General features: G+C 67.7%; 19 protein-coding genes. 13 read left to right on the plus strand and 6 right to left on the minus strand.

The window, feature by feature from the left end:
- Window position 1: 1 nt before the first annotated feature.
- Window positions 2-1,264, minus strand: a complete 1,263-nt coding sequence (locus tag BPET_RS16780) for a class I SAM-dependent methyltransferase (RefSeq protein ID WP_085970219.1) — start codon at window positions 1,262-1,264, stop codon at window positions 2-4.
- A 143-nt stretch (window positions 1,265-1,407) separates the two neighbouring features.
- On the opposite strand from BPET_RS16780, the gene BPET_RS16785 reads away from it, so the two are divergent.
- From BPET_RS16785 to BPET_RS16810, 6 genes are all read left to right on the plus strand, one after another.
- Window positions 1,408-2,613: a multidrug effflux MFS transporter gene (locus BPET_RS16785; RefSeq protein ID WP_012250212.1), complete on the plus strand. Its 1,206-nt coding sequence runs from the start codon at window positions 1,408-1,410 to the stop codon at window positions 2,611-2,613.
- A gap of 202 nt (window positions 2,614-2,815) precedes the next feature.
- Complete coding sequence (rpmB, locus tag BPET_RS16790) at window positions 2,816-3,052, plus strand: 50S ribosomal protein L28 (protein WP_012250213.1); 237 nt, start codon at window positions 2,816-2,818, stop codon at window positions 3,050-3,052.
- 34 nt (window positions 3,053-3,086) lie between these two features.
- The gene (gene rpmG / locus BPET_RS16795) at window positions 3,087-3,254 is read left to right on the plus strand and encodes a 50S ribosomal protein L33 (protein WP_003810296.1); all 168 of its coding nucleotides are present in this window, start codon (window positions 3,087-3,089) and stop codon (window positions 3,252-3,254) included.
- Window positions 3,255-3,405: 151 nt separating this feature from the next.
- On the plus strand, window positions 3,406-4,566 hold the full coding sequence (locus BPET_RS16800; protein WP_041864086.1) for an ABC transporter substrate-binding protein: 1,161 nt from the start codon (window positions 3,406-3,408) through the stop codon (window positions 4,564-4,566).
- On the plus strand, window positions 4,566-6,446 hold the full coding sequence (locus BPET_RS16805; RefSeq protein WP_012250215.1) for an ABC transporter permease: 1,881 nt from the start codon (window positions 4,566-4,568) through the stop codon (window positions 6,444-6,446). The genes BPET_RS16800 and BPET_RS16805 overlap by 1 nt, the downstream gene beginning before the upstream one ends.
- A complete protein-coding gene (locus BPET_RS16810; protein WP_012250216.1) occupies window positions 6,443-7,276 on the plus strand; it encodes an ABC transporter ATP-binding protein in 834 nt (277 codons plus the stop codon). The genes BPET_RS16805 and BPET_RS16810 overlap by 4 nt, the downstream gene beginning before the upstream one ends.
- On the opposite strand, the gene BPET_RS16815 is transcribed toward BPET_RS16810, so the two are convergent.
- The 4 genes from BPET_RS16815 to BPET_RS16830 form a co-directional block, all read right to left on the minus strand.
- Entirely contained in the window at window positions 7,240-9,075 is a 1,836-nt protein-coding gene (locus BPET_RS16815) for a SulP family inorganic anion transporter (RefSeq protein ID WP_012250217.1), read from the minus strand. The genes BPET_RS16810 and BPET_RS16815 overlap by 37 nt on opposite strands.
- A 97-nt stretch (window positions 9,076-9,172) precedes the next feature.
- Complete coding sequence (locus BPET_RS16820) at window positions 9,173-9,721, minus strand: hemerythrin domain-containing protein (protein ID WP_012250218.1); 549 nt, start codon at window positions 9,719-9,721, stop codon at window positions 9,173-9,175.
- A 30-nt stretch (window positions 9,722-9,751) separates the two neighbouring features.
- Window positions 9,752-10,900: a D-alanyl-D-alanine carboxypeptidase family protein gene (locus tag BPET_RS16825; protein WP_041864092.1), complete on the minus strand. Its 1,149-nt coding sequence runs from the start codon at window positions 10,898-10,900 to the stop codon at window positions 9,752-9,754.
- An 11-nt stretch (window positions 10,901-10,911) separates the two neighbouring features.
- Window positions 10,912-12,726, minus strand: coding sequence for a chloride channel protein (locus BPET_RS16830; protein WP_041863019.1), 1,815 nt, complete (start codon window positions 12,724-12,726; stop codon window positions 10,912-10,914).
- A gap of 321 nt (window positions 12,727-13,047) precedes the next feature.
- Here BPET_RS16830 and BPET_RS16835 point away from each other — a divergent pair, with 321 nt between their 5' ends.
- The 7 genes from BPET_RS16835 to BPET_RS16865 all read left to right on the plus strand — a co-directional run bounded on the left by BPET_RS16835 (window position 13,048) and on the right by BPET_RS16865 (window position 21,044).
- Window positions 13,048-13,476 (plus strand): HU family DNA-binding protein, encoded by a 429-nt coding sequence (locus tag BPET_RS16835; protein WP_012250221.1) that lies wholly within the window; start codon window positions 13,048-13,050, stop codon window positions 13,474-13,476.
- Between the two features lie 112 nt (window positions 13,477-13,588).
- Entirely contained in the window at window positions 13,589-14,812 is a 1,224-nt protein-coding gene (locus BPET_RS16840) for an MFS transporter (protein ID WP_012250222.1), read from the plus strand.
- 82 nt (window positions 14,813-14,894) lie between these two features.
- Complete coding sequence (leuS, locus tag BPET_RS16845; protein ID WP_012250223.1) at window positions 14,895-17,552, plus strand: leucine--tRNA ligase; 2,658 nt, start codon at window positions 14,895-14,897, stop codon at window positions 17,550-17,552.
- 10 nt (window positions 17,553-17,562) lie between these two features.
- Window positions 17,563-18,222 carry an LPS-assembly lipoprotein LptE gene (locus BPET_RS16850; RefSeq protein WP_012250224.1) on the plus strand — a complete coding sequence of 220 codons (660 nt, stop codon included), beginning with the start codon at window positions 17,563-17,565 and terminating at the stop codon, window positions 18,220-18,222.
- A 3-nt stretch (window positions 18,223-18,225) separates the two neighbouring features.
- Window positions 18,226-19,278 carry a DNA polymerase III subunit delta gene (gene holA, locus BPET_RS16855; protein WP_012250225.1) on the plus strand — a complete coding sequence of 351 codons (1,053 nt, stop codon included), beginning with the start codon at window positions 18,226-18,228 and terminating at the stop codon, window positions 19,276-19,278.
- Between the two features lie 75 nt (window positions 19,279-19,353).
- Window positions 19,354-20,619 carry a glutamate-5-semialdehyde dehydrogenase gene (locus tag BPET_RS16860; RefSeq protein ID WP_012250226.1) on the plus strand — a complete coding sequence of 422 codons (1,266 nt, stop codon included), beginning with the start codon at window positions 19,354-19,356 and terminating at the stop codon, window positions 20,617-20,619.
- Window positions 20,620-20,663: 44 nt separating this feature from the next.
- Window positions 20,664-21,044 carry a hypothetical protein gene (locus tag BPET_RS16865; RefSeq protein WP_012250227.1) on the plus strand — a complete coding sequence of 127 codons (381 nt, stop codon included), beginning with the start codon at window positions 20,664-20,666 and terminating at the stop codon, window positions 21,042-21,044.
- 7 nt (window positions 21,045-21,051) lie between these two features.
- On the opposite strand, the gene BPET_RS16870 is transcribed toward BPET_RS16865, so the two are convergent.
- Window positions 21,052-21,921: a LysR family transcriptional regulator gene (locus BPET_RS16870; RefSeq protein WP_012250228.1), complete on the minus strand. Its 870-nt coding sequence runs from the start codon at window positions 21,919-21,921 to the stop codon at window positions 21,052-21,054.
- Window positions 21,922-22,077 lie beyond the last annotated feature (156 nt).

The raw sequence follows: 22,077 nt of genomic DNA on the forward strand, positions 1-22,077 counted from the left end.
GTCAGGCCTGAGCGTATATATAGTCACGCCGCCACGGGTAGGCCAGGTCGGGCGGATTGTCGAGCTCGTCGGGCCGGCCAATGGCCGGCGGGCTGGCGGCCAGGATCTGGTGCAACGCGATCCAACCGTGCTCGAACGCCATGGCGCAGCCGGCCAGGTACAGCCGGTAGGCGCGCAGCGAGCGGGCGCCCTGCTCGCCCTGCAGCACCTGGGACGCCTCGGCCAGCCGGGCTTCCAGGGCGTCGCTCCAGGCCCACAAGGTGCGGGCGTAGTGCGGCCGCAGGTTTTCCACATCGAGCCCTTCCAGGCCGCCGTTGGTGACGGCCTCCATGACGCTGCTGACGTGCGTAAGCTCGCCGCCCGGGAAAATGTACTTTTCGATGAACTCGCCCATGCCGCTGCCCAGCTCGGCGTTGTACAGGCCCGCAGCCGTGATGCCATGGTTCATGATCAGCCCGCCCGGCTTGACCAGCCGGCGCAGCTTGGCGAAATAGCCCGGCAGCTGCGCCCTGCCCACGTGTTCGAACATGCCCACCGACGCCAGCTTGTCGTAGGGTTGCGATTCGTCGAGCTTGCGATAGTCGAGCAGCTCCATGCGCACCCGGCCCGCCAGGCCTTTTTCCTGGATGAGCTTATTGACGTAGGCATGCTGGTTGCGCGACAGGGTAATGCCGGTGGCGTCGACCCCGTAGTTCTCGGCCGCCCACAGCAGCAGCCCGCCCCAGCCGGCGCCCACATCCAGGAACCGCTCGCCGGCCCGCAGGCGCAACTTGCGGCAGATGTGGTCGAGCTTGGCCTCTTGCGCCTGCGCCAGGCTCATGTCCGGCGTGCGGTAGTAGGCGCAGGAATAGACCCGGCGCGGGTCGAGCCACAGGGCGTAGAAGTCATCGGACAGGTCATAATGGAATTCGATCTGCTTGGCGTCGCGCTCGATCGAATGGCGCCAGACCGAAATCACCTTGCGCACCAGTTCGGTCAGCCAGCCGCCGCGCGCGGCGTCGACCGGCGATCCCGGCAGCAGCGCCGAGGCCGCTTGCATGACGTGGCGCATGTTGCCCTGTATATCGATGCGGCCTTCGACGTAGTCTTGGCCCAGCACCCCGACGGCCCCTTCGGCCAGATGAGCCAGGGCGGCCTTGTCGCGGGCCACGAAGCGAACCTGCGGGTCGGCCTGGCCGAGCGTGGTGCCATCGGGCAGTTCCATCTGCACGGAAACCGGCAAGGACTGCAATTTGCGTTCTACAACAGACAGCAAAGGATTCACAGCTTCTCCCCGACATACATGAAAGAACCCGGCAACTTTATCGGAAACGCCCGCAGACCGTAAGAGCCTGCAACCCGTGATACAGTCGTCGGCTTGCCGCTCGTCCCCGTTTCCTCGGGCGGCAGTTATCCATCCCCCGCCTCATGCTACCGCAATCCCTGTCGCGCAGCCTGCCCGGCTGGCTCATCCTGATGGGCACGCTGACGGCCATCGGACCGTTCTCCATCGACATGTACCTGCCGGCTTTTCCGGCCATGGCCGACAGCCTGCAGGTGTCGCGCGGCGAGGTCGAGCGCACGCTGGCGGCCTACCTGATCGGGCTGGCCCTGGCCCAGGTGGTGTACGGCCCGCTGGCCGACCGCTACGGGCGCAAGAAACCGGTACTGGCGGGCCTGGCGCTGTATACCGTTGCCTCGCTGGGTTGCGCGCTGGCCGGCAGCGTGCAGATGCTGATCCTCTGGCGGGTGCTGCAGGCGCTGGGCGGGGCCGCGGGGGTGGTGATCCCGCGCGCGGTGATCCGCGACCACTACGAAACCCAGGATGCCGCGCGCGCCATGTCGCTGCTGATGCTCATCATGGGGCTCGCGCCGATCCTGGCGCCGCTGGCGGGCGGCCAACTGCTGGCGGTGATGGGCTGGCGCAGCCTGTTCTGGCTGATGGCGGCCGGGGCGCTGGCCCTGATGGCCGCCACCGCCCTGATCATGCAGGAATCGCTGGCGCCGGAGCGCGTCCAGCCGCTCAGCGCCTCGTCCATCGCCCGCAATTACGCCGCGTTGCTGTGCCACCGCGGCTTTATGGCGCACAGCCTGGCGGGCGGCTTCGGCCAGGCCGGCATGTTCGCCTACATCATCAGTTCGCCGCGCCTGTTCATCGAGCTGTATGGCGTCGATCCGCAGCACTACGGCCTGCTGTTCGGCGCCAATGCCGCGGGTCTGATCATCGGCTCGCAGGTCAGCGCGCGGCTGCTGCGCACCTACACTCCGCTGCAGCTGCAGCGCGGCGCCCTGACCGCGCTGGCCGTGGCCAGCCTGGCGGCCCTGGCCCTGGCCCTGGCCGGCCTCATGACCCTGCCCCTGCTGATGGCCTGCCTGATCGGCTACATGTTCAGCCAAGGCTTCGTCAACCCGAACTCAGCCGCGCTGGCCCTGTCCGAACAGGGCGCGCGGCTGGGCGCGGGATCGGCGCTGCTGGGCACTCTGCAGCTGTCATGCGGGGCCGCGGCCGGCTTCGTGGTCAGCGCCTGGCAGGCCGCCGGCCCCCTGCCGCTGGCCACCGTTCTGGCCTGCTGCGCCACCCTGTCGTGGCTGGCTGGCCGCGTCGCCCGCAACCTGAAGCGCCCTTTGGCTTGATTTCTTTGGTTTTTTTGTATTAGAATGGCGAGCTTCACATGAAGTTTTCCCGTGAGTAGTCGCTATGCTTTGCGGCTGCCACTTTCGACCACCACCCAACCCGTGTATAGGGGGGCGGCAGGCAGCGGGTATAAGCACGGGCCTCGGCCCATCTACCTGTCTTTCCTTTCCCCATGCGCGGCCAGAATTAGAGGTAAAAACCATGGCACGCGTATGCCAAGTTACTGGCAAAGGCCCGATGACGGGCAACAACGTCTCGCACGCCAACAACAAGACCAAGCGTCGTTTCCTGCCCAACCTGCAATCGCGCCGGTTCTGGGTTGAAAGCGAAAACCGCTGGGTTCGCCTGCGTGTTTCCGCCAAGGCCATCCGCATCATCGACAAGAACGGCATCGACGCCGTCCTGGCCGACCTGCGCGCCCGTGGCGAACTGGCCTGATCGGCCCGCCCTCATCACCATCTAGGAGCACGACATGGCCAAAGGTATCCGCGAAAAAATCAAGCTCGAGTCCACCGCCGGCACGGGCCACTTCTACACCACCACCAAAAACAAGCGCAACATGCCCGAAAAGATGCTGATCAAGAAATTTGATCCGGTCGCTCGCAAGCATGTCGACTACAAAGAAACCAAGCTGAAGTAATTTCGCTGGTTTTGAGTATAGTTATACGGCCCTGCCTGTCGCGGGGCCGTTTTTTTTCGGCTGTCCCCCGTCACTTTACCCGCACTGCCTCACCGCCATGTTCCGAATCCCGACTCTGTTGCGCTGCGCCGCGTTCGCGGCCGCGCTGGCCATGCTGCCCGCGGCCCACGCCAAGAACGCAGCCCCGCCCATCCGCATCGGCGAAATCAACAGCTACAAGGCAATTCCCGCCTTTCTCGCCCCCTACAAGAAGGGCTGGCAACTGGCGCTGGAACAGATCAACGCCCAAGGCGGTGTGCTGGGGCGCCCCTTGCAGGTCATCTGGCGCGACGACAACGGCAATCCGGGCGATTCGGTGCGCGCCGCACAGGAGCTGATCACCCGCGAAAAAGTCGACCTGCTGTTCGGCGGCTTTCTGTCGCACACCGGCCTGGCGCTGGCCGATTTCGCCAAGCAACGCAAAGTGTTCTTCCTGGCGGCCGAACCCCTGACCGACAAGATCACGTGGCATGACGGCAACCGCTACACCTACCGGCTGCGCCCCTCCACCTGGATGCACGTGGCGGCGCTGGCGCCCAAGGCCCTGGCGCTGCGCAAGCAGCGCTGGGCGCTGGTGTACCCGAACTACGAATACGGGCAGTCCGCCGTGGCCACCTTCAAGGCCATGATGACCTCGTTCCAGCCGAACATCGAATTCGTCGCCGAACAAGCGGTGCCGCTGGGCAAGATCGACGCCGGCGCGGTCGTGCAGGCGCTGGCCGACGCCAAGCCCGATGCCATATTCAACGTGCTGTTCGCCGCCGACCTGACCCGCTTCGTGCGCGAAGGCAATACGCGCGGCCTGTTCGAAAACCGCGCGGTGGTGTCGCTGCTGACCGGCGAACCCGAATACCTCGAGCCCCTGGGCGCCGACAGCCCCACGGACTGGATCGTCACCGGCTACCCCTGGTACGCCATCGACACGCCCGAGCACAAAGCCTTCGCCGAGGCCTACCGCAAGCGCTACAACGAAACGCCCAAGGTCGGTTCGGTGGTGGGCTATGCCTCGCTGATGTCGATCGCGGCAGGCCTGAAGCGGGCCGGCAGCACCGACACCGAGAAACTGGTCGACGCGTTCGCCGGCCTGCAGGTCGACACGCCCTTCGGCCCGGTCACTTACCGCGCCATCGACCACCAGTCGACCATGGGCGTGTTCGTGGGCGTAACCGCGCTGCAAGACGGCCAGGGCATCATGAAAGACTTCTCTTACCTTGATGGCAGCCGCCTGCAGCCGCCCGACCAGTACGTGCGGCAACTGCGCCCCGCGCCCTGATGAACCTCACCGGCCTGCTGCTGCAGCTGCTCAACGGGCTGGCCGACGCCAGCGCGTTGTTCCTGGTGGCCGCCGGGTTGTCGCTGATCTTCGGCGTCACCCGGATCGTCAACTTCGCCCACGGGTCTTTCTACATGCTGGGCGTGTACCTGGCCTGCACGCTCACCGCGTGGCTGGGCGGCTCGGCGCTGGGTTATTGGGCCGCGCTGCCGCTGGCGGCCCTGGCCGTGGGCGGACTGGGCGCCGCCATCGAAATACTGGTCCTGCGGCGCATCTACCACGCGCCCGAGCTTTTCCAGCTGCTGGCCACGTTCGCGCTGGTCCTGATCATCGGCGACGCGGCCCTCGCGCTGTGGGGCCCCGCCGATCTGTTCGCCGCGCGCGCCCCCGGGCTGGGCGGCGCCGTCGAGATCCTGGGCCGGCGCTTTCCGCAGTATGACCTGTTGCTGATCGCGCTGGGCCCGCTGGTGCTGGGCCTGCTGTGGCTGCTGCTGATGCGCACCCGCTGGGGCCGGCTGCTGCGGGCCGCGGCCGAAAACCGCAGCATGCTGGCGGCGCTGGGCGTGAACCAGGCATGGCTGTTCACCTCGGCGTTCGCGCTGGGCGCGTTCCTGGCCGGGCTGGGCGGCGCCATGGCGGCGCCGCGCACGCCCGCCACGCTCGGACTCGACCTCGAAATCATAGCCAGCGCCTTCGTGGTCGTGGTGGTGGGCGGGCTGGGCTCGGTGCCCGGCGCATTCCTGGCCGCCCTGCTGATCTGCCTGGCCAAGGCCGTGTTCGTATATGCCGGCCAAACCCAGATCGGCCCCTGGACGTTCAACCTGTCCAAGCTCACGCTGGTGGCCGAGTTCGCGGTCATGGCGGTCGTGCTGGTGCTGCGGCCCTGGGGCCTGCTCGGCAAGCCGCCCGAGCCCGCCGGCGCGGCCGCGGCCGTCGCGCGGCCATTGGCGCCCGCCTCGCGGCGCGTGCGGCTGGCCTACGGCGCGCTGCTGCTCGCCTTGCTGGCCCTGCCGCTCGCCACGGCCGCCTGGCCCTACCTGACCGTGCTATTCACTGAAATCCTGATCGCCGCGTTGTTCGCGGCCAGCCTGCACTTCCTGATCGGCCCGGCCGGCATGACCTCGTTCGGACATGCCGCCTGGTTCGGGCTGGGCGCTTACGGCGCGGCCTTGTTGCTGAAGCTGGCGGCGCTGCCCATGGAGGCCGCGCTGCTGGCCGGCCCGCTGGCGGCCGCACTGGGCGCCCTGTTGTTCGGCTGGTTCTGCGTGCGGCTGTCGGGCGTCTACCTGGCCATGCTGACGCTGGCGGTGGCGCAGATCCTGTGGGCTCTGGTCTACCAATGGGACAGCGTCACTGGCGGCAGCAACGGGCTCATCGGCCTGTGGCCCTCCGACTGGCTGAGCAGCGGCCTGGCCTATTACTACGCCAGCCTGGCCCTGTGCGCAGCCGGCATCGCCTGGCTGCGGCGTCTGGTGTTCTCGCCGCTGGGCTATGCTCTGCGCGGCGCGCGCGACTCGGCGCTGCGCGCACAGGCCATTGGCATCGACGTGCAGCGCGTGCAATGGGCCGGCTTCACCGCCGCCGCCATGGCCGCCGGCCTGGCCGGCTCGCTGTACGCGTTTTCCAAGGGCAGCATCGCGCCCGACGTGCTGGGCGTGGGCCGCTCGGTCGACGGGCTGGTCATGGTGCTGCTGGGCGGCGTGCAGGCGCTGGCCGGCCCGTTGGCTGGCGCGGCCGCCTACACCTGGCTGCAAGACACCGCCGCGCGCCTGACCGAATACTGGCACGCCGTACTGGGCCTGGCGGTGCTGGCGCTCGTGATGGCGCGGCCTGACGGCCTGGCCGGCATCGCACGGCGCAATCCCGCAGGTGCGCCATGAACCCGTCCGGCCTTTCCTCGTCCGGCCTTCCCATTAACGCGCGCGCGCGGCGCGACGGCACGCCTGGCAGGCCGCCGCTGCTGCAAGTGCGCGGGCTGCGCAAGTCATTCGGCGGCATCCAGGCGCTGGACGGCGTTTCGTTCACCTTGCCGGCCGGCCACATGCTGGCGCTCATCGGCCCCAACGGCGCCGGCAAGTCCACCTGCTTCAATGCACTGAGCGGGCAGATGCGCCCCGACGCCGGCTCGGTGCTGCTCGGCGGACGCGAACTGGTCGGGCTGCGCCCCCAGCAGATATGGCGCCAGGGCGTGGGCCGCACTTTCCAGACAGCGGCCACCTTTCGTTCGATGAGCGCCCGGGAAAACGTGCAGACTGCCCTGTTGGCGCGTGATCGCCGCCTGTTCGACGGCTGGCGCCGCGCCGACCGCCACGGCGCCGACGAAGCCCTGGCGCTGCTGGAACAGGTCGGCATGGCCAGCCAGGCGCAACGCCCGTGTGGGGAACTGGCCTATGGCGACGTCAAGCGCGTCGAACTGGCAATGGCCCTGGCGCACGCGCCGCGCCTGCTGCTCATGGACGAGCCCACCGCGGGCATGGCCGCCGCCGAGCGCCACGCGCTGATGCGCCTGACCCGCAGCCTGGCCGACACGCGCGGCATCGCCGTACTGTTTACCGAGCACAGCCTGGACGTGGTGTTCCAGCATGCCGACCGCATCGTGGTGCTGGTGCGCGGCCAGGTGCTGGCCGACGACGCGCCAGCCGCCATTGCCGCCGACGCCCGCGTCAAGGCCGCTTACCTGGGCAGCGAACCGGTCGACGCGGGCGCCTGATTGCCGCACGCGCGCTGCCCCGCGTGGCCCAGCGGCCCGCATTCGCGGAAAATGCGCGCGGTGCAGCCGGCGCAGACGTCCGGGTCCAGGCGCATGTAGATATCGGCTATGGCCGTGTGCTTGTCCGGAAATATGTGGTCTTCGCCCAGCCGCTCGATGAACCCCAGCCGCCGCCACATTTGCACGACCTCGGGGCGGGGCCGGTGAAAATACAGGTCGCCACCGGCTTCGCGCCGCTTGCGCAACTCGTCTTCCCAGAGCAGCGCGCCGGCGTGGTCAATGAAGTTCATGCTCTTGGCCATTATCAGCAGGTGACGCGGCGCATCCGGCGCCGCGCGCAACGTCTGCAGCCGGTCGGCCACGTGCGCCACCGCCCCGAAGTAAACAGACCCCTCCATACGCAGCAGTTTCAGTTGCGGGCATTCGGGCAAGGCATCGGGCCGGCCTTCCAGCACGGCGAAATGGCGATCCGGATCGTGCGCGTCGAAACCCATGGTGCGCATGGCGGGGCGCGAGGTCCGGTGCAGATAGGCCAGCAGCGACAGCAGCGTGCCCAGCAAGATGGCGATTTCCATGCGGATGGTCACTGTGGCCACCAGTGTGGCCAGCGCAATCATGCATTCGCTGCGCTGCACGCGCGCCACATGCCGCCAGCGCGGCAGCTCCAGCAAGTTCCAGGCCACCAGCATCAGCAGGCCGGCGATCGCGGCGTGGGGAATCAAGGCCAGCAGCGGCGCGCTGGCCATCACCAACGCTACCAGCAGCACCGCCGCGAATACCGCCGCCATGGGCGTGCGCGCGCCGGATTCGAAATTCGGTATGGAACGGTTCAGCGAGCCGCAGGACAGATACGAAGAAAAAAATCCGCCGACAATATTCGACAGGCCCTGCCCGATGAATTCGCGGTTGGCATCGATGATCTGACCCGAGCGCGCCGCCACCGCCTTGGCGATAGATATGGACTGCGCCAGCGCCACGATGGACAGCGCGAATGCCAGGCCCAGCAGGTCGGGCAGCTTGCCCCACTCGATATCCGGCACATGGAACGGCGGCCAGGGTTGCGCCAGCGCGCCAAGCACCGAAATCGGCCGGCCGGCCGCTTCGAACACCCAGGCATTCAGCCCCGCCGCCAGCGCCGTGCCGACGGCCAGCCCGATCAGCATATAGGGTTTGCGGCGGTCCCAGCGGCGCGCCAGCGCCGAGGCCGCGATGGTGGCCGCCGCCACCAGCAGCGCCCCCCAGTGCAGCGAGCCCAGTCCGCGCGCCACGCCCAGCAGCACCGCGCCGGCGGCGTGTGCGTGGATGCCGTCCAGGCCCAGCGCGTCTTTCAGGGCATGCACCGCGATCAGCAGCGCGGCGCCGCTGGTAAAGCCGAACAGCGCCGATGGAGAAATGAAATTGGCCAGCGAGCCCAGCCGCAACGTGCCCACCAGCCACTGCAAAATGCCCACCAGGATGGTGACGGCCAGCGCCAGCTGTATGTAGGCCGAGCTGCCGGCCGCGGCCAAAGGCGCCAGCACCGCGTACAGCGCCAGCGAATTGGCGTTAGTGGGGCCCGACATGACATGGCGGCTGGAACCGAACAGCGCCGCCACCACACAGGGCACGATGGCCGAGTACAGGCCATATTCGGGCGGCAGGCCCGCCAGCGTGGCGAAGGCCACGCCCTGCGGCAACACGAGCAAGGCGCCCAGCAGGCCTGCCAGTGCGTCGGCACGCAGCGTGGCGGGCCCGATATCATCGACCCACGTGCCGAATAACCTGCTTGCCAGCTTGCTCACGCGCCGCGCCGCCCCCATTGTTTACATATCTGATGTACCGGGCGACCGCCCGGCGGGGCCTAAGCGTAAACCCTTCGCCTGGCGCGCGCAATGCGCCGCCCGCGGGCCCGTCGGCTCAGCCTGCCTCGCCGCCGCGCCGGGCGCGCATGGCGCGGCCTATGTCGGCCAGCGCATGGTCGTCGAGCAAGCGCGCGGCCATGGGCAACAACTCGTCTTCTTCACGCTGGATGTGCGCGGCGTACAAATTGCAGAATGCCTCGACGCGGTCCGCGTCCAGCTCGGCCGGCTGTCCGGCGCTTACTGCCTGCAGCGGGCCGTGCAGTCCGCGCCACGCGGCTTCGAGCTGGCGATGTTCCTGTGTCAGGCCGTCGACCAGCGCGTGCAGGCAATAGGCATCAGAGCCCGCCATGGATTCGATCAGCGCGGGAAACAGGTCTTCTTCTTCGTCGCTGTGATGATGCACGGCCGCGGTGTCGAAGTACCGCAGCACGCTGCCCGCCGCGGTCTGGGCGGCAGCATCCGCGCCGTGCGCGGCGACGTGGGCCGCCAGGCGCCGCAGCGTGGCGCACTGGCGGCCCACGCGTTCATGGCAGGCGGACAGCAGCGCCAGCGGCGCTTCCGGCCCGACGGCCGGCGATGAAAATCCAGGAATGCCCACTGCCATGATTCTGCCCTCGTCAGGCGCCGCGCGCCGTTATCCCATATGCTCGTGCCACCAGAGCCGCACGGAGTCCCAGGCGCGGCCCACCAGGCCGGCCTGCGGCACGGCGTCCAGCGCCACCACCGGCCATTGCATCGCGGGCTTGCCATCGACCAGCACCTGCAGCGAGCCAACCTGGTCCTGTGCGGCGATCGGCGCCACCAGTGGCTGGCGGCGGGTCACCACCGGCTTTACTTCGGCCGACACCGGCGCGGTAATGTAGGCATCGTTGGCTACGCCGATGCGCACCGTGTCGCGCTCGCCCTTCCAGACCTGTGGCGACTCTACGGCCTGCCCCTTAGCATACAACTTGATCGTCTTGAAGTTCTGGAAACCCCAGTTCAGCAAGACCCGGCTTTCTTCGGTGCGCAGCTTGTCCGACGCCGTGCCCATCACCACCGAAATCAGGCGCCGGCGCGACTGGCCGTCGGGCCGCTCGGCCGAGGCGATCAGGCAGTAGCCGGCGGCATCGGTATGGCCCGTTTTCAGGCCGTCGACGCTGGGGTCCAGCCACAGCAACCGGTTGCGGTTAGGCTGCGAGATATTGTTGTACGTGAAGGTGCGCGCCGAATCGTAAGTCTTGTACAGATCCGGGTAGTCGCGCACCAGGCGGCGGGCCAGCAGCGCCAGGTCGCGCGCGGTGGAATACGTGCCCGGATCGGGCAGGCCGTGCGGGCTGGCAAAGTGCGTGTCTCGCAGGCCCATCTGGGCAGCCTGCTGGTTCATGCGCTGCACGAAGGCCTCGACCGAGCCCGACACTGCCTCGGCCAGCACAATGGCCGCGTCATTGCCCGACTGCACCAGCAGCCCGAACAACAGGTCGTTCACCGAAACGCGCTTGCCGGGTTCCAGGAACATCTTGGAACTGCCGGGCGCCACCTTCCAGGCACGCGTCGACACAGTCACCAGCTGCTGGGTGGACAGTCGCCCGTCGCGCAGCGCCTGGAACACCAGGTAAGCCGTCATTACCTTGGTCAGCGACGCCGGCTCGACCCGGGTGTCGGCATTGAACGACGCCATTTCCTGGCCGCTCGTGGCATCCAGCAGCATCCACGCCTTGGCGGTGACCGGCGGCGCCACTTGCGCCTGCGCGCTGGCCAGGCTGGCCACGGCCAGCAACAGGCTCGCGCAAATTTTCTTGATCAAGGGAACTCCTACAGGGTATCGGCCGGACGGCGGCGCGCGCTGCGCCAACGGAAGTATGCGGTGCGCTCGCGCTCGTCGCGCAGCCGGCCGGCCCGCACGCGCAGCAGGTCTTTGCGGCCCACCAGCCCCACCAGGCGGCCGGTCGCGCGCTCGACGATAGGCAGGCGGCCCACCCCCGTCAAGGCCATGCGGTCGGCCGCCTGGCTGGCAAGTTCGTCCGGATAGCCGACGAAAAGTTCACGATGCGCCACCATCTCGCCCAGCAGCCGCGCATTATCTTCGTCTTCCAGCGTCCACGCCAGGCTGTCGGCGCGCGTGATCTCGCCCACCACCACGCCCTGCCCGTCCACCACCGGATACGACGTGTGACGCCGCTCGGCCGTGGTGAAATGCGCCACGGCGTCAGCCACGCGCATTGAAGCCGGCAGCGTCTCGACCTTCGTGGTCATGACCGCCGACACCCGCACCAGGTCGAACGGGTCCACATGGTATTCGCGCGTAATGTGATGACCGCGGCGCGCAATCTTCTCGGTCAGGATCGAGCGCTTGAGCAACAGCACCGTCAGGCCGTAGGCGAACGCGCAGGCCGTCAACACCGGCAGCAGCACGCTGAAATTACCAGTCAGCTCTACCGCGAAAAGGGTCGCGGTGAGCGGCGCGCGCATGGTGCCGCCCATCATGGCGGCCATGCCCAGCAGCGCCCAGAATCCGGGGTCGGCATGTGGCAACGCGGGCGTAGCCAGCGCGCCCAGCGCGCCACCGAAAATCAGCAGTGGCGCCAGCACGCCGCCCGAGGTGCCGGAACCCAGCGCCACCGACCAGATCACCACCTTCACCACCAGCAGCAACAACACGGCCTGCAACGCCAGCTTGCCCGCCAGCAGGTCGATGATGTTGTCGTAGCCCACGCCCAGCGCCGCGGGCTCGATCAGGCCGCCCAGCCCGATGACCAGGCCGCCGATGGCGGGCCACCACATCCAGTGGATCGGCAGCTTCTCGAACAGATCTTCGGCCGCGTACACCAGCGCGGTCAGCACGCCCGATCCCAGCCCGGCCATGATTCCCACCGCGGCCCAGGCGACCACATGATGCAGCGACGGCTGGCCCACGCCTGAATAAGGAAAGATGGGCGCCGCGTCGAACAATAGCGGACGGGCCGCGGCCGCCACCACGGCGGCCACCGCCACCGGCAAGAAGCTGCGCGGCTTCCATTCGAACAGCAGCAGCTCCACCGCCAGCAGAATGGCGGCCACCGGCGTGCCGAACACGGCGGTCATGCCGGCGGCGGCGCCGGCCACCAGCAGCGTCTTGCGCTCGCTGGAACTCATGTGCACCATCTGCGCGAGCAGCGAACCAATGGCGCCGCCGGTCATGATGATCGGCCCTTCCGCTCCAAACGGGCCGCCAGTGCCGATCGACACCGCCGACGACAGCGGCTTGAGCACCGCCACCTTGGGCTGGATGCGGCTCTTGCCGATCAAAATGGCCTCCATGGCCTCGGGAATGCCGTGGCCGCGGATCTTCTCCGAACCATAGCGCGCCATAAAGCCAATGATGATGCATCCCACCACCGGCACCGCCACGGCGGCCCAGCCCAGCGTATTGCCGGCGATCGGCAGGTTCTCGAACGAAAAGCGTCCGTAGTAGGCCAGGTTGGTGCACAGCGCGATCAGGCGCAGCAGTACCCAGGCGGCACCGACGCCGGCCAGGCCGACCAGCACGGCCATGCACATCAACAGCAGGACACGGCGGTCCGTCGTGAAATCGCCCAGGCGGGCCGAACTGGGAGGTCGGGCGGAAGACAAAGGTGCAGGGGGAGCCATACGAAGGGAGCGGACGAAAAGAAACAGGACCGGCGGCATGCCAGTCCTGTGGGGAAAGTATCGTAGCACGATACAAATTACATTCACCTGACTCGCCGCACGCGCACCGAGCCGCTTTGGCCCGTGGCACGGCCGCGGCGATGCCGACCTGCACGACATGCAAAAACGCATCGTATTGTCGGGAAAACAACATGTTTTGCGGCGACAACGCGCCGAAATACTCGCGAGAATGCGAAGTTCCGCTATCATCGGGCGCGAGGTGCCAAGTGCCGATCTTCGGTGCCGCGCTATCTCGTGTCCTCAAACATACGGATTTCGACCATGGCTACCAAAGCAAAAGCTCCTGCCAAGAAAGTCAGCAAGACCGCCGCCAAGGCTCCGGCCAAGAAGGCAACCGCCAAGAAGCCCGCCGTGAAAAAAACGGCTGCCGCTCCCCGCGCTATCAAGCAAGCGCTGAACAAGTCGCAACTGATCGCTCACCTGGTTGAACAAACCGGCGTGGAAGCCAAATCGGTCAAGGCCGTGCTGGCTGGCCTGGAAGGCGCCGTGCTGGGCTCGGTCGACAAGAAGGGCGCCGGCGAATTCTCGCTGCCGGGCCTGTTCAAGGTCACCGTGCAAAAGGTCCCCGCCAAGGCCAAGCGCTTCGGCAAAGACCCCTTCACCGGCGAAGAGCGCTGGTTCCCGGCCAAGCCCGCTTCGGTCAAGGTCAAGGTTCGCCCGCTCAAGAAGCTGAAAGACGCCGCCCAATAAGCGCTCCGTCGCGCAGCTTCATCGGCAAGGCCCGTCTCGCAAGAGGCGGGCCTTGCCGTTTTCCGCGGGATCGCATCTTCTCCCGCACGCCCCCCGCCTTCCCCGCTTGCCGATGCCTCACGATTCTTCCCGCCACGACGCCGCTCCCGCCCTGACCACCCCCATCATCCTGCTCATGTCGGCGGCCACCGGCCTCATCGTCGCCAGCAACTATTACATGCAGCCGCTGCTGCACACCATCGGCCAACAGTTCGGCCTTTCCGAAACGGCCGCCGGCGGCATCGTCACCACCGCGCAGCTTTCGTACGCCGCCGGACTGCTGCTGCTGGTACCGCTGGGCGACATGATCGAACGGCGCGCCCTGATCTGCGCCATGACCGCGCTTGCCGCGGCGGGGCTGCTGCTATCGGCGTTTTCCACCAGCGCCGCGATGTTGCTGGCGGGCACCGCCATCACGGGTTTCCTGTCTGTCGTGGCGCAGGTGCTGGTGCCCTTCGCGGCCACCCTGGCCTCGCCCCAGCAGCGCGGCAAAGCGGTCGGCACGGTCATGAGCGGGCTGCTGCTGGGCATTTTGCTAGCCCGCACATTCGCCGGCATGCTGGCCGGCCTGGGCAGCTGGCGCATCGTCTACTGGGTGGCGGCCCTGCTCATGCTGGCCATGGCGGGCGCGCTGTGGCGCGTGCTGCCGCGCTACAAGACCTCGGTAAACCTGCACTACGCCGGACTGCTGGGGTCGATTTTCCACCTGTACGCGCGCGAGCCGCTGTTCCGCGCCCGTTCGGTGCTGGGCGCGCTGATCTTCGCGTCGTTCAGCATGCTATGGACGCCGTTGACCTTTCTGCTCGCCAATCCGCCCTATTCTTATAGCGACGGCGCCATCGGCCTGTTCGGCCTGGCCGGCGCGGCCGGCGCCGTCGCCGCCAATCGCTACGGCCGCCTCAGCGACCGGGGCCTGGGCAACCTGGCCACCCGCGCCGGGCTGGCGCTGCTGCTCGGCTCATGGGGGCTGCTGGCGCTCGGCCAGCATTCACTGACGGCGCTGCTGGTCGGCATCCTGGTGCTCGACATGGCGATCCAGGGCGTGCATGTTACCAACCAAAGCTCCATCTACCGGCTGCGTCCCGATGCCCGCAGCCGCCTCACCGCTGGTTACATGACTTCTTATTTCATCGGCGGGGCGGCGGGTTCGCTGGCCTCGGCCGCGCTGTACACCCACGCGGGCTGGCTGGGGGTGGCGGCCGGCGGCGCAGCGGTCAGCGCGGCCGCGCTGGCGTATTCCGCCTGGTCGCCGGCCGCGCGCATCCCGGAAACCCCGTCCGCGGGGGGCCGGGCGTAGGTACTTCTATAATCAGTGGTTTGACCGTCGCCGCCTTCGCGCCGCGCCGGCCCTTTACCTTTATCGCAACGCGCACGAGTCCATGCAGGAACGCTACAGCCCCACAGCCGTCGAAGCAGCCGCCCAACAAGACTGGCAGGCCCGCGACGCCTATCGTGTCACCGAACACGCCCGCAACGCCGACGGCACCGAGAAACCCAAGTTCTATGCCTGCTCGATGCTGCCCTACCCCAGCGGCAAACTGCATATGGGGCACGTGCGCAACTACACCATCAACGACATGATGGCCCGCCAGCTGCGCATGCGCGGCTACAACGTGCTCATGCCCATGGGCTGGGACGCCTTCGGCATGCCGGCCGAGAACGCCGCCATCAAGTCCAAGGTGCCGCCGGCCAAATGGACCTACGACAACATCGCCTACATGAAGAAGCAAATGCAGGCGATGGGGCTGGCCATCGACTGGTCGCGCGAAATGTGCGCCTGCGACCCCGAATACTACAAATGGAACCAGTGGCTGTTCCTGAAGATGCTTGAAAAAGGCATCGCCTACCGCAAGACCCAGGTCGTAAACTGGGATCCCGTCGACCAAACCGTCCTGGCCAACGAACAGGTCATCGACGGGCGCGGCTGGCGCTCGGGCGCGCTGGTCGAAAAACGCGAAATTCCCGGCTATTACCTGCGCATCACCGATTACGCCGACGAGCTCCTCGACCAGGTCCGTTCAGGCCTGCCCGGCTGGCCTGAACGCGTGCGCGCCATGCAGGAAAACTGGATCGGCAAGTCCGAGGGCGTGCGCTTCGCCTTCCCGCACACCATCGCCGGCGCCGACGGCCAGCTCATCCAGGACGGCCGGCTGTACGTCTTCACGACGCGCGCCGACACCATCATGGGGGTCACGTTCTGCGCCGTGGCGCCCGAACATCCGCTGGCCACGCACGCCGCGGCCACCAACCCCGAGCTGGCCAGCTTCATCGAACAGTGCAAGCTGGGCGGCACCACCGAAGCCGAGATCGCCACGCGCGAAAAAGCCGGCATGCGCACCGGCCTGACCGTCACCCATCCGCTCACCGGCGCGCCAGTCGACGTGTGGGTGGGCAACTACGTGCTCATGAGCTACGGCGACGGCGCCGTCATGGGCGTGCCCGCGCACGACGAGCGCGATTTCGCCTTCGCCAAAAAATACCAGCTGCCCATCCGGCAGGTGGTGGCCCACGAAGGCAAGGCCTACTCCACCGACGCCTGGCAGGAATGGTACGGCGACAAGCAGGGCGGGCGCACCGTCAATTCCGGCAAGTACGACGGGCTGCCGTACGCCGAGGCCGTCGACGCCATCGCGGCCGACCTGGCCGCGCAAGGCCTGGGCGAAAAACAAACCACCTGGCGCCTGCGCGACTGGGGCATCTCGCGCCAGCGCTACTGGGGCACCCCCATCCCCATCATCCATTGCGCCGACTGCGGCCCCGTGCCCGTGCCCGAGCAAGACCTGCCGGTCGTGCTGCCCGACGATCTCATCCCCGACGGCAGCGGCAACCCGCTGGCCAAGAACGAAGCCTTCCTGTCCTGCAGCTGCCCCCGCTGCGGCAAGCCCGCCCGGCGCGAGACCGACACGATGGACACCTTCGTCGACTCGTCGTGGTATTTCATGCGCTATACCTCGCCCGGCAACGACCAGGCGATGGTCGATGCCCGCAACGACTACTGGATGCCCATGGACCAGTACATCGGCGGCATCGAGCACGCCGTGCTGCACCTGCTGTACGCGCGCTTCTGGACGCGCGTCATGCGCGACCTGGGCCTGCTGAAGTTCGACGAACCCTTCACCAAGCTGCTATGCCAGGGCATGGTGCTCAACCACATCTACTCGCGCAAGAACGCCCAGGGCGGCATCGAGTACTTCTGGCCTGAAGAAGTCGAGAACCTCTACGACGCCAAGGGCGCCATTACCGGCGCCCGCCTGAAAAGCGACGGCTCCGACGTCAACTATGGCGGCGTCGGCACCATGTCCAAGTCCAAGAACAACGGGGTCGATCCGCAGGCGCTCATCGACACCCTGGGCGCCGATACCGCGCGCCTGTTCGTCATGTTCGCCAGCCCGCCCGAACAGACGCTCGAATGGTCCGACTCCGGCGTCGAGGGCGCCAACCGGTTCCTGCGCCGCCTATGGTCGCACTGCCATGCGCACCGCGACGCCGTGGCGCGCGGCCTGGCGGCCGGCGCCGACTGGGCGCAGGCTCCCGCGCCGGTCAAGGACCTGCGCCGCGAAGTCTACGGGCTGCTCAAGCAGGCCGACTACGACTACCAGCGCATCCAATACAACACCGTGGTGTCGGCATGCATGAAAATGCTCAACGCCATCGACGACGCCAAACTGCCCGAAGGCGCCCATGCCGACGCCGCGCGCGCCGAAACGCTGGGCGTGCTGCTGCGCGTGCTGTACCCGGTGGTGCCGCACGTCACTTGGCTGCTGTGGCGCGAGCTCGGCTACACCCACTCGCTCGGCGACCTGCTCGACGCGCCCTGGCCGCATGTCGACGAGGCCGCGCTGGTGGCCGACGAAATCGAGCTCATGCTGCAGGTCAACGGCAAGCTGCGCGGCGCGATCCGCGTGGCGGCCAAGGCATCCAAGGCCGACATCGAGCAGATCGCCGCGGCCCAGGAAGAAGTCGCCCGTTTCCTTGAGGGCCGTCCGCCCAAGCGCGTCATCGTCGTGCCGGGCAAGCTGGTCAACGTCGTAGGCTAAGAGGTTCTGCATGCAGATTGCCCCGCAACGTCCGCAACGCTTCCCCGCCCGCTGGCTGCTGCGCGCCGCCAGCCTGGCGGCCGTCATGCTGCTGGCGGCGTGCGGTTTCGCATTGCGCGGCGTCACGCCGCTGCCGTTCGACACCCTGTACGTCGGCATTGCCGACAACACCCGCTTTGGCGCCGACATCCGGCGCGCGCTGCGCGCGGCCTCACCCAACACGCGCCTGGTCGACCAGCCCGATCAGGCGCAAGCCATCCTGCAGCAGGTGCATAGCCGCCGCACACTGCGCGAGGTTTCTCTGAACGCGCAAGGCCGGGTCGAGGAATACGAACTGGGCATAGACTTCACCTTCCGCCTGATCACCAACAAGGGCTTGGCCATCTTGCCCGACACCACGCTGTCGGTCTATCGCGAAATGCCCTACGACGACCAGGTCGTGCAGGCCAAGCAAGGCCAGATCGAAAGCCTCTACCAGTCAATGCAGCAATCGCTGGTCAGCCGCCTGCTGCGCCGGCTCACCGCGGCCGACGTGCGCACCGCCGCCGAAGCCGCCGCGCGCGGCGAAAGCGATCCCGACGCGCCCGTCTTCGATCCCAACGCCGCTCCGTCGGATACCGGCCCCGAAACCTGGCAAACGCCCGGTTCGCCCGGCACCGGCTCCTGGTAAAGCATGGCACAGGCGCTCGATGCCGACCGGCTGGCCGATCACCTGCAGCGCGCAGGCCAGCAGCTGGCTCCGCTATACACGGTGTCGGGCGACGAGCCCCTGCTGGTCACCGAAGCCATCGACGCCCTGCGCGCCGCGGCGCGCGCGGCCGGCTACACCGACCGCACCAGCATGGTCATGGACGCCCGCAGCGACTGGAGCGCCGTCGCCGCCGCCACGCAGAGCGTATCTCTGTTCGGCGACCGCCGCGTGCTGGAAATCAAGCTGCCCACCGGCAAGCCCGGAAAAACAGGCGGCGACACACTGACGCGGCTGGCCGACCAGGCCTCACGGCAACCCGACCCCGACACGCTCATCCTGGTGGCGCTGCCGCGCCTCGACAAGGCCACCCGCGACGCCAAGTGGGCGCAGGCCCTGGCGCAGGCCGGCATCATGGTCGACCTGCCCACCATCGAGCGCAGCCGCCTGCCGGCCTGGATCGGCGCACGGCTGGGGCGGCAGAACCAGCGCGCCGACAACGCCACGCTGCAATGGATGGCCGACAAGGTCGAAGGCAACCTGCTGGCCGCCCACCAGGAAATTCAAAAGCTCGGCCTGCTCTATCCCGAAGGCCAACTGGCCGCCGAAGACGTCGAGCGCGCCGTGCTCAACGTGGCGCGCTACGATGTCTTCGGCCTGCGCGACGCCATGCTGGCCGGCGACGCCACGCGCACCGTGCGGATGCTGGCCGGGCTGCGCGCCGAAGGCGAGGCGCTGCCGCTGGTGCTGTGGGCCGTCGGTGAAGAAATCCGCCTGTTGGCGCGCGTCGCCGAAGCGCGCGCCGCCGGCCAGGATACCGGCGCCGTCATGCGCCGGCTGCGCATATTCGGCGCCCACGAACGCCTGGCGCTGCAAGCCCTGGGCCGCGTGTCCGCGCGCGCCTGGCCGGCCGCCGTGCAACACGCCCACGAGGTCGACCGCCTCATCAAGGGCCTGTCCGTGCCCGGCCGCCTGGCCGATCCCTGGGAAGAAATGGCGCGCCTGGCCTTGCGCGTGGCGGCTGCCGGCCGTGCCTGAGCGGCGTCGCACGTTACACTTGAACTCCACGGCGGCGCGCGCCGCGCCGCCACCGCACTCATGCAAGATTCCGTGATGCCCGCTACCGACATCGATACCGCCATGCTGGCTCTGGGCGAAAACGCCCGCCGCGCCTCGCGCGCCATGATGCGCGCCACTGGCGCCGCCAAGAACCATGCCCTGCAGGCCATGGCCGAAGCGCTGCGCGACAACCGCGCCGAACTCCAGGCCGCCAACGCGCAAGACATCGACGCCGCACGCGCCGGCGGCCTCGAGCCGGCCCTGCTCGACCGCCTGACACTGTCCGACAAGGCCATCGACCGCATGGCCGAAGGGCTGTTGCAAGTGGCCGCGCTGCCCGACCCTATCGGCAGCACCACCGCCAGCGCCTTGCGCCCCAACGGCATGCGCGTGGCGCAAATGCGCGTCCCGCTGGGCGTCATCGGCATCATCTACGAATCGCGTCCCAACGTCACCATCGACGCGGCCGCGCTGTGCCTGAAGTCCGGCAACGCCACCATCCTGCGCGGCGGCAGCGAGGCCTTGCATTCCAACGTGGCGCTGGGCCGCATCGTGCAGGCCGGCCTGCAGGCAGCCGCGTTGCCGGCCGAAGCCGTGCAGGTCGTCGGCACCACCGATCGCGCGGCGGTCGGCAAGCTCATCACCATGACCGAACACATCGACGTCATCGTGCCGCGCGGCGGCAAGGGCCTCATCGCCCGCCTGGCCAGCGAAGCGCGCGTGCCGCTGATCAAGCACCTCGACGGCAACTGCCACGTCTATATCGACGCCGCGGCCGACCCGCAAAAGGCCCACACAATCGCCTTCAACGCCAAGACCTACCGCTACGGCATCTGCGGCGCCATGGAAACCCTGCTGGTCGACGCCGGCGTGGCCGTGTCCATCTTGCCGCGCCTGGCTGCCGCCTTCAGCGCGCACGGCGTCGAATTGCGCGGCTGCCCGCGCACGCTCGAAATCGTGCCGTCCGCCACGCCCGCCACCGATGACGACTGGGCCACCGAATACCTGGCGCCCATCCTGGCCGTGCGCATCGTCGATTCGCTCGACCAGGCCATCGAGCACATCGCACGCTGGGGCTCGGGCCACACCGACGCCATCGTCACCGAAGACCTTTCGGCCGCGCAGCGCTTCCAGCGCGAGGTCGATTCTTCCTCGGTCTACGTCAACCTGCCCACGTGCTTTGCCGACGGCTTCGAATACGGCCTGGGCGCCGAGATCGGCATTTCCACCAATCGCCTGCATGCGCGCGGCCCGGTCGGCCTCGAAGGGCTCACCACCCTGAAATGGGTGCTCAACGGCGACGGCCAGACCCGCGGCTGACCGCCCTGCTACTCCACTCACGCGTTTCCTGATTTCGAGTTTCCATGCCCACGCAAGTCCTGGCCTACGCCTTCAGTCTCGTCACGCTCTGCTTTCTGGTCTGCTGCATCTGCGGCATCCTGCTGTTCTTCGTGCGCACCGACCACATCAATAACGCGCTGCAGCATCCCTTGCTCAAGCACGGGCCGTTTCGCCGTTTCCCGCTGGTCGTCAAGACCACCATCTTGCAGGACTACTTCTTCAGGCTGGCGTTCCCCGGTTTCAATTTCGGGCTGTTTGCCCACGCCAACCGGCAACTCGCCCACGTCGACCCCAAACGCGTGCCGCTCAGCATCAAAGCGCCCATCGTCGGGTTCTGGGCGTCTTGCTGGGTCGGCCTGGCGGCCATGATCGCCGTCTGGATCATCCTGTTCATGTACCGCTGACGCGGCGTTACTCGTCCTCTTCGAATACCTGCACGATAGCGTCGGCAATAGCGCGCACCCGCGCGCTGCGCCTGAGGTCGCCGTGCAGCACCAGCCACAGGTCGTACGATTCGGCGCGCTGCGGCCACAGCCGCACCAGGGCCGGATACGTGCCGGCCAGCATCACGGGCAACTCGCCGATGCCCAATCCGCGGACCACCGCTTCCAGCATCATCAGGCCCGAGTTCACCTCCAGCACCACCTGGCCATTGCGCGTGGGTTCACCGCAAAAAGCATCCAGCCGGCCGGGAATCGCGCTACGCTGGTACGCTACCAGCCGATGCCCGGCGAACGCCGTGCCAAGCCGGGGCTCGCCATGCTCCTGGACATACGCCGCCGACGCATACAGCCCCATCTCGCGCCGCGCCAGGTGACGGTGGATCAAATCGGGATTGTCTGGCCGCACGTTGCGCACGGCGATATCGGCTTCACGGCGCGTCAGGTTGGTAATCTGCGTTGAGGTCGACAACACCACGCGGATGTCCGGGTGCTCGACCTGCACACGCTTGAAGGCCTCCAGCAAATAATGGCGCCCCAGGGTATCCGACGTAGCCACCCGCACCACTCCTGACAGACGCGCATCCAACCCCTGCAGCTGGCGCTGCAATTGGTCGGCCGCCTGCTCCATGCGCTCCGCGGCCGCGAAGGCCAGTTCTCCAGCCGCCGTGGGCACGTAGCCTCGCGGCGTGCGCAGGAACAACCTGGCCTGCAGCGACGCCTCGATGGCGGCCAAGCGACGCCCCGCGGTCGCCTGGTCCACCTGCAACACCGCCGCCGCGCCACGCAATGTGCCCACCCGGTAGATGGCCAGGAAAATGCGCGCGTCATCCCAATTCATGGAGTTTCCCCGAAGGCTGCAGCCGTGCCAGTCCGGAAGCAGGGCGGCGCCAGGCGTGCAATGCGATGCAACTTTGCATTTCGTTAACGCAATTCTACGGGTTTTTTTGCATCACTAGCCGGCCCTAAGATGCCAGTTTCCGGCCAGCCTTACACT

Origin of the sequence: Bordetella petrii, from assembly GCF_000067205.1 — a bacterium.
GTDB classification, from domain to species: domain Bacteria; phylum Pseudomonadota; class Gammaproteobacteria; order Burkholderiales; family Burkholderiaceae_B; genus Bordetella_A; species Bordetella_A petrii.

What these genes read in the sequence shown, in the direction of transcription:
- BPET_RS16785 (WP_012250212.1), top strand. Translation starts at nt 1,408, where the DNA reads ATGCTACCGCAATCCCTGTCGCGCAGCCTGCCCGGCTGGCTCATCCTG.
- leuS (WP_012250223.1), top strand. Translation starts at nt 14,895, where the DNA reads ATGCAGGAACGCTACAGCCCCACAGCCGTCGAAGCAGCCGCCCAACAA.
- rpmB (WP_012250213.1), top strand. Translation starts at nt 2,816, where the DNA reads ATGGCACGCGTATGCCAAGTTACTGGCAAAGGCCCGATGACGGGCAAC.
- BPET_RS16815 (WP_012250217.1), bottom strand. Translation starts at nt 9,075, where the DNA reads ATGGGGGCGGCGCGGCGCGTGAGCAAGCTGGCAAGCAGGTTATTCGGC.
- BPET_RS16870 (WP_012250228.1), bottom strand. Translation starts at nt 21,921, where the DNA reads ATGAATTGGGATGACGCGCGCATTTTCCTGGCCATCTACCGGGTGGGC.
- holA (WP_012250225.1), top strand. Translation starts at nt 18,226, where the DNA reads ATGGCACAGGCGCTCGATGCCGACCGGCTGGCCGATCACCTGCAGCGC.
- BPET_RS16820 (WP_012250218.1), bottom strand. Translation starts at nt 9,721, where the DNA reads ATGGCAGTGGGCATTCCTGGATTTTCATCGCCGGCCGTCGGGCCGGAA.
- BPET_RS16830 (WP_041863019.1), bottom strand. Translation starts at nt 12,726, where the DNA reads ATGGCTCCCCCTGCACCTTTGTCTTCCGCCCGACCTCCCAGTTCGGCC.
- BPET_RS16835 (WP_012250221.1), top strand. Translation starts at nt 13,048, where the DNA reads ATGGCTACCAAAGCAAAAGCTCCTGCCAAGAAAGTCAGCAAGACCGCC.
- BPET_RS16860 (WP_012250226.1), top strand. Translation starts at nt 19,354, where the DNA reads ATGCCCGCTACCGACATCGATACCGCCATGCTGGCTCTGGGCGAAAAC.
- rpmG (WP_003810296.1), top strand. Translation starts at nt 3,087, where the DNA reads ATGGCCAAAGGTATCCGCGAAAAAATCAAGCTCGAGTCCACCGCCGGC.
- BPET_RS16840 (WP_012250222.1), top strand. Translation starts at nt 13,589, where the DNA reads ATGCCTCACGATTCTTCCCGCCACGACGCCGCTCCCGCCCTGACCACC.
- BPET_RS16850 (WP_012250224.1), top strand. Translation starts at nt 17,563, where the DNA reads ATGCAGATTGCCCCGCAACGTCCGCAACGCTTCCCCGCCCGCTGGCTG.
- BPET_RS16800 (WP_041864086.1), top strand. Translation starts at nt 3,406, where the DNA reads ATGCTGCCCGCGGCCCACGCCAAGAACGCAGCCCCGCCCATCCGCATC.
- BPET_RS16810 (WP_012250216.1), top strand. Translation starts at nt 6,443, where the DNA reads ATGAACCCGTCCGGCCTTTCCTCGTCCGGCCTTCCCATTAACGCGCGC.
- BPET_RS16865 (WP_012250227.1), top strand. Translation starts at nt 20,664, where the DNA reads ATGCCCACGCAAGTCCTGGCCTACGCCTTCAGTCTCGTCACGCTCTGC.
- BPET_RS16805 (WP_012250215.1), top strand. Translation starts at nt 4,566, where the DNA reads ATGAACCTCACCGGCCTGCTGCTGCAGCTGCTCAACGGGCTGGCCGAC.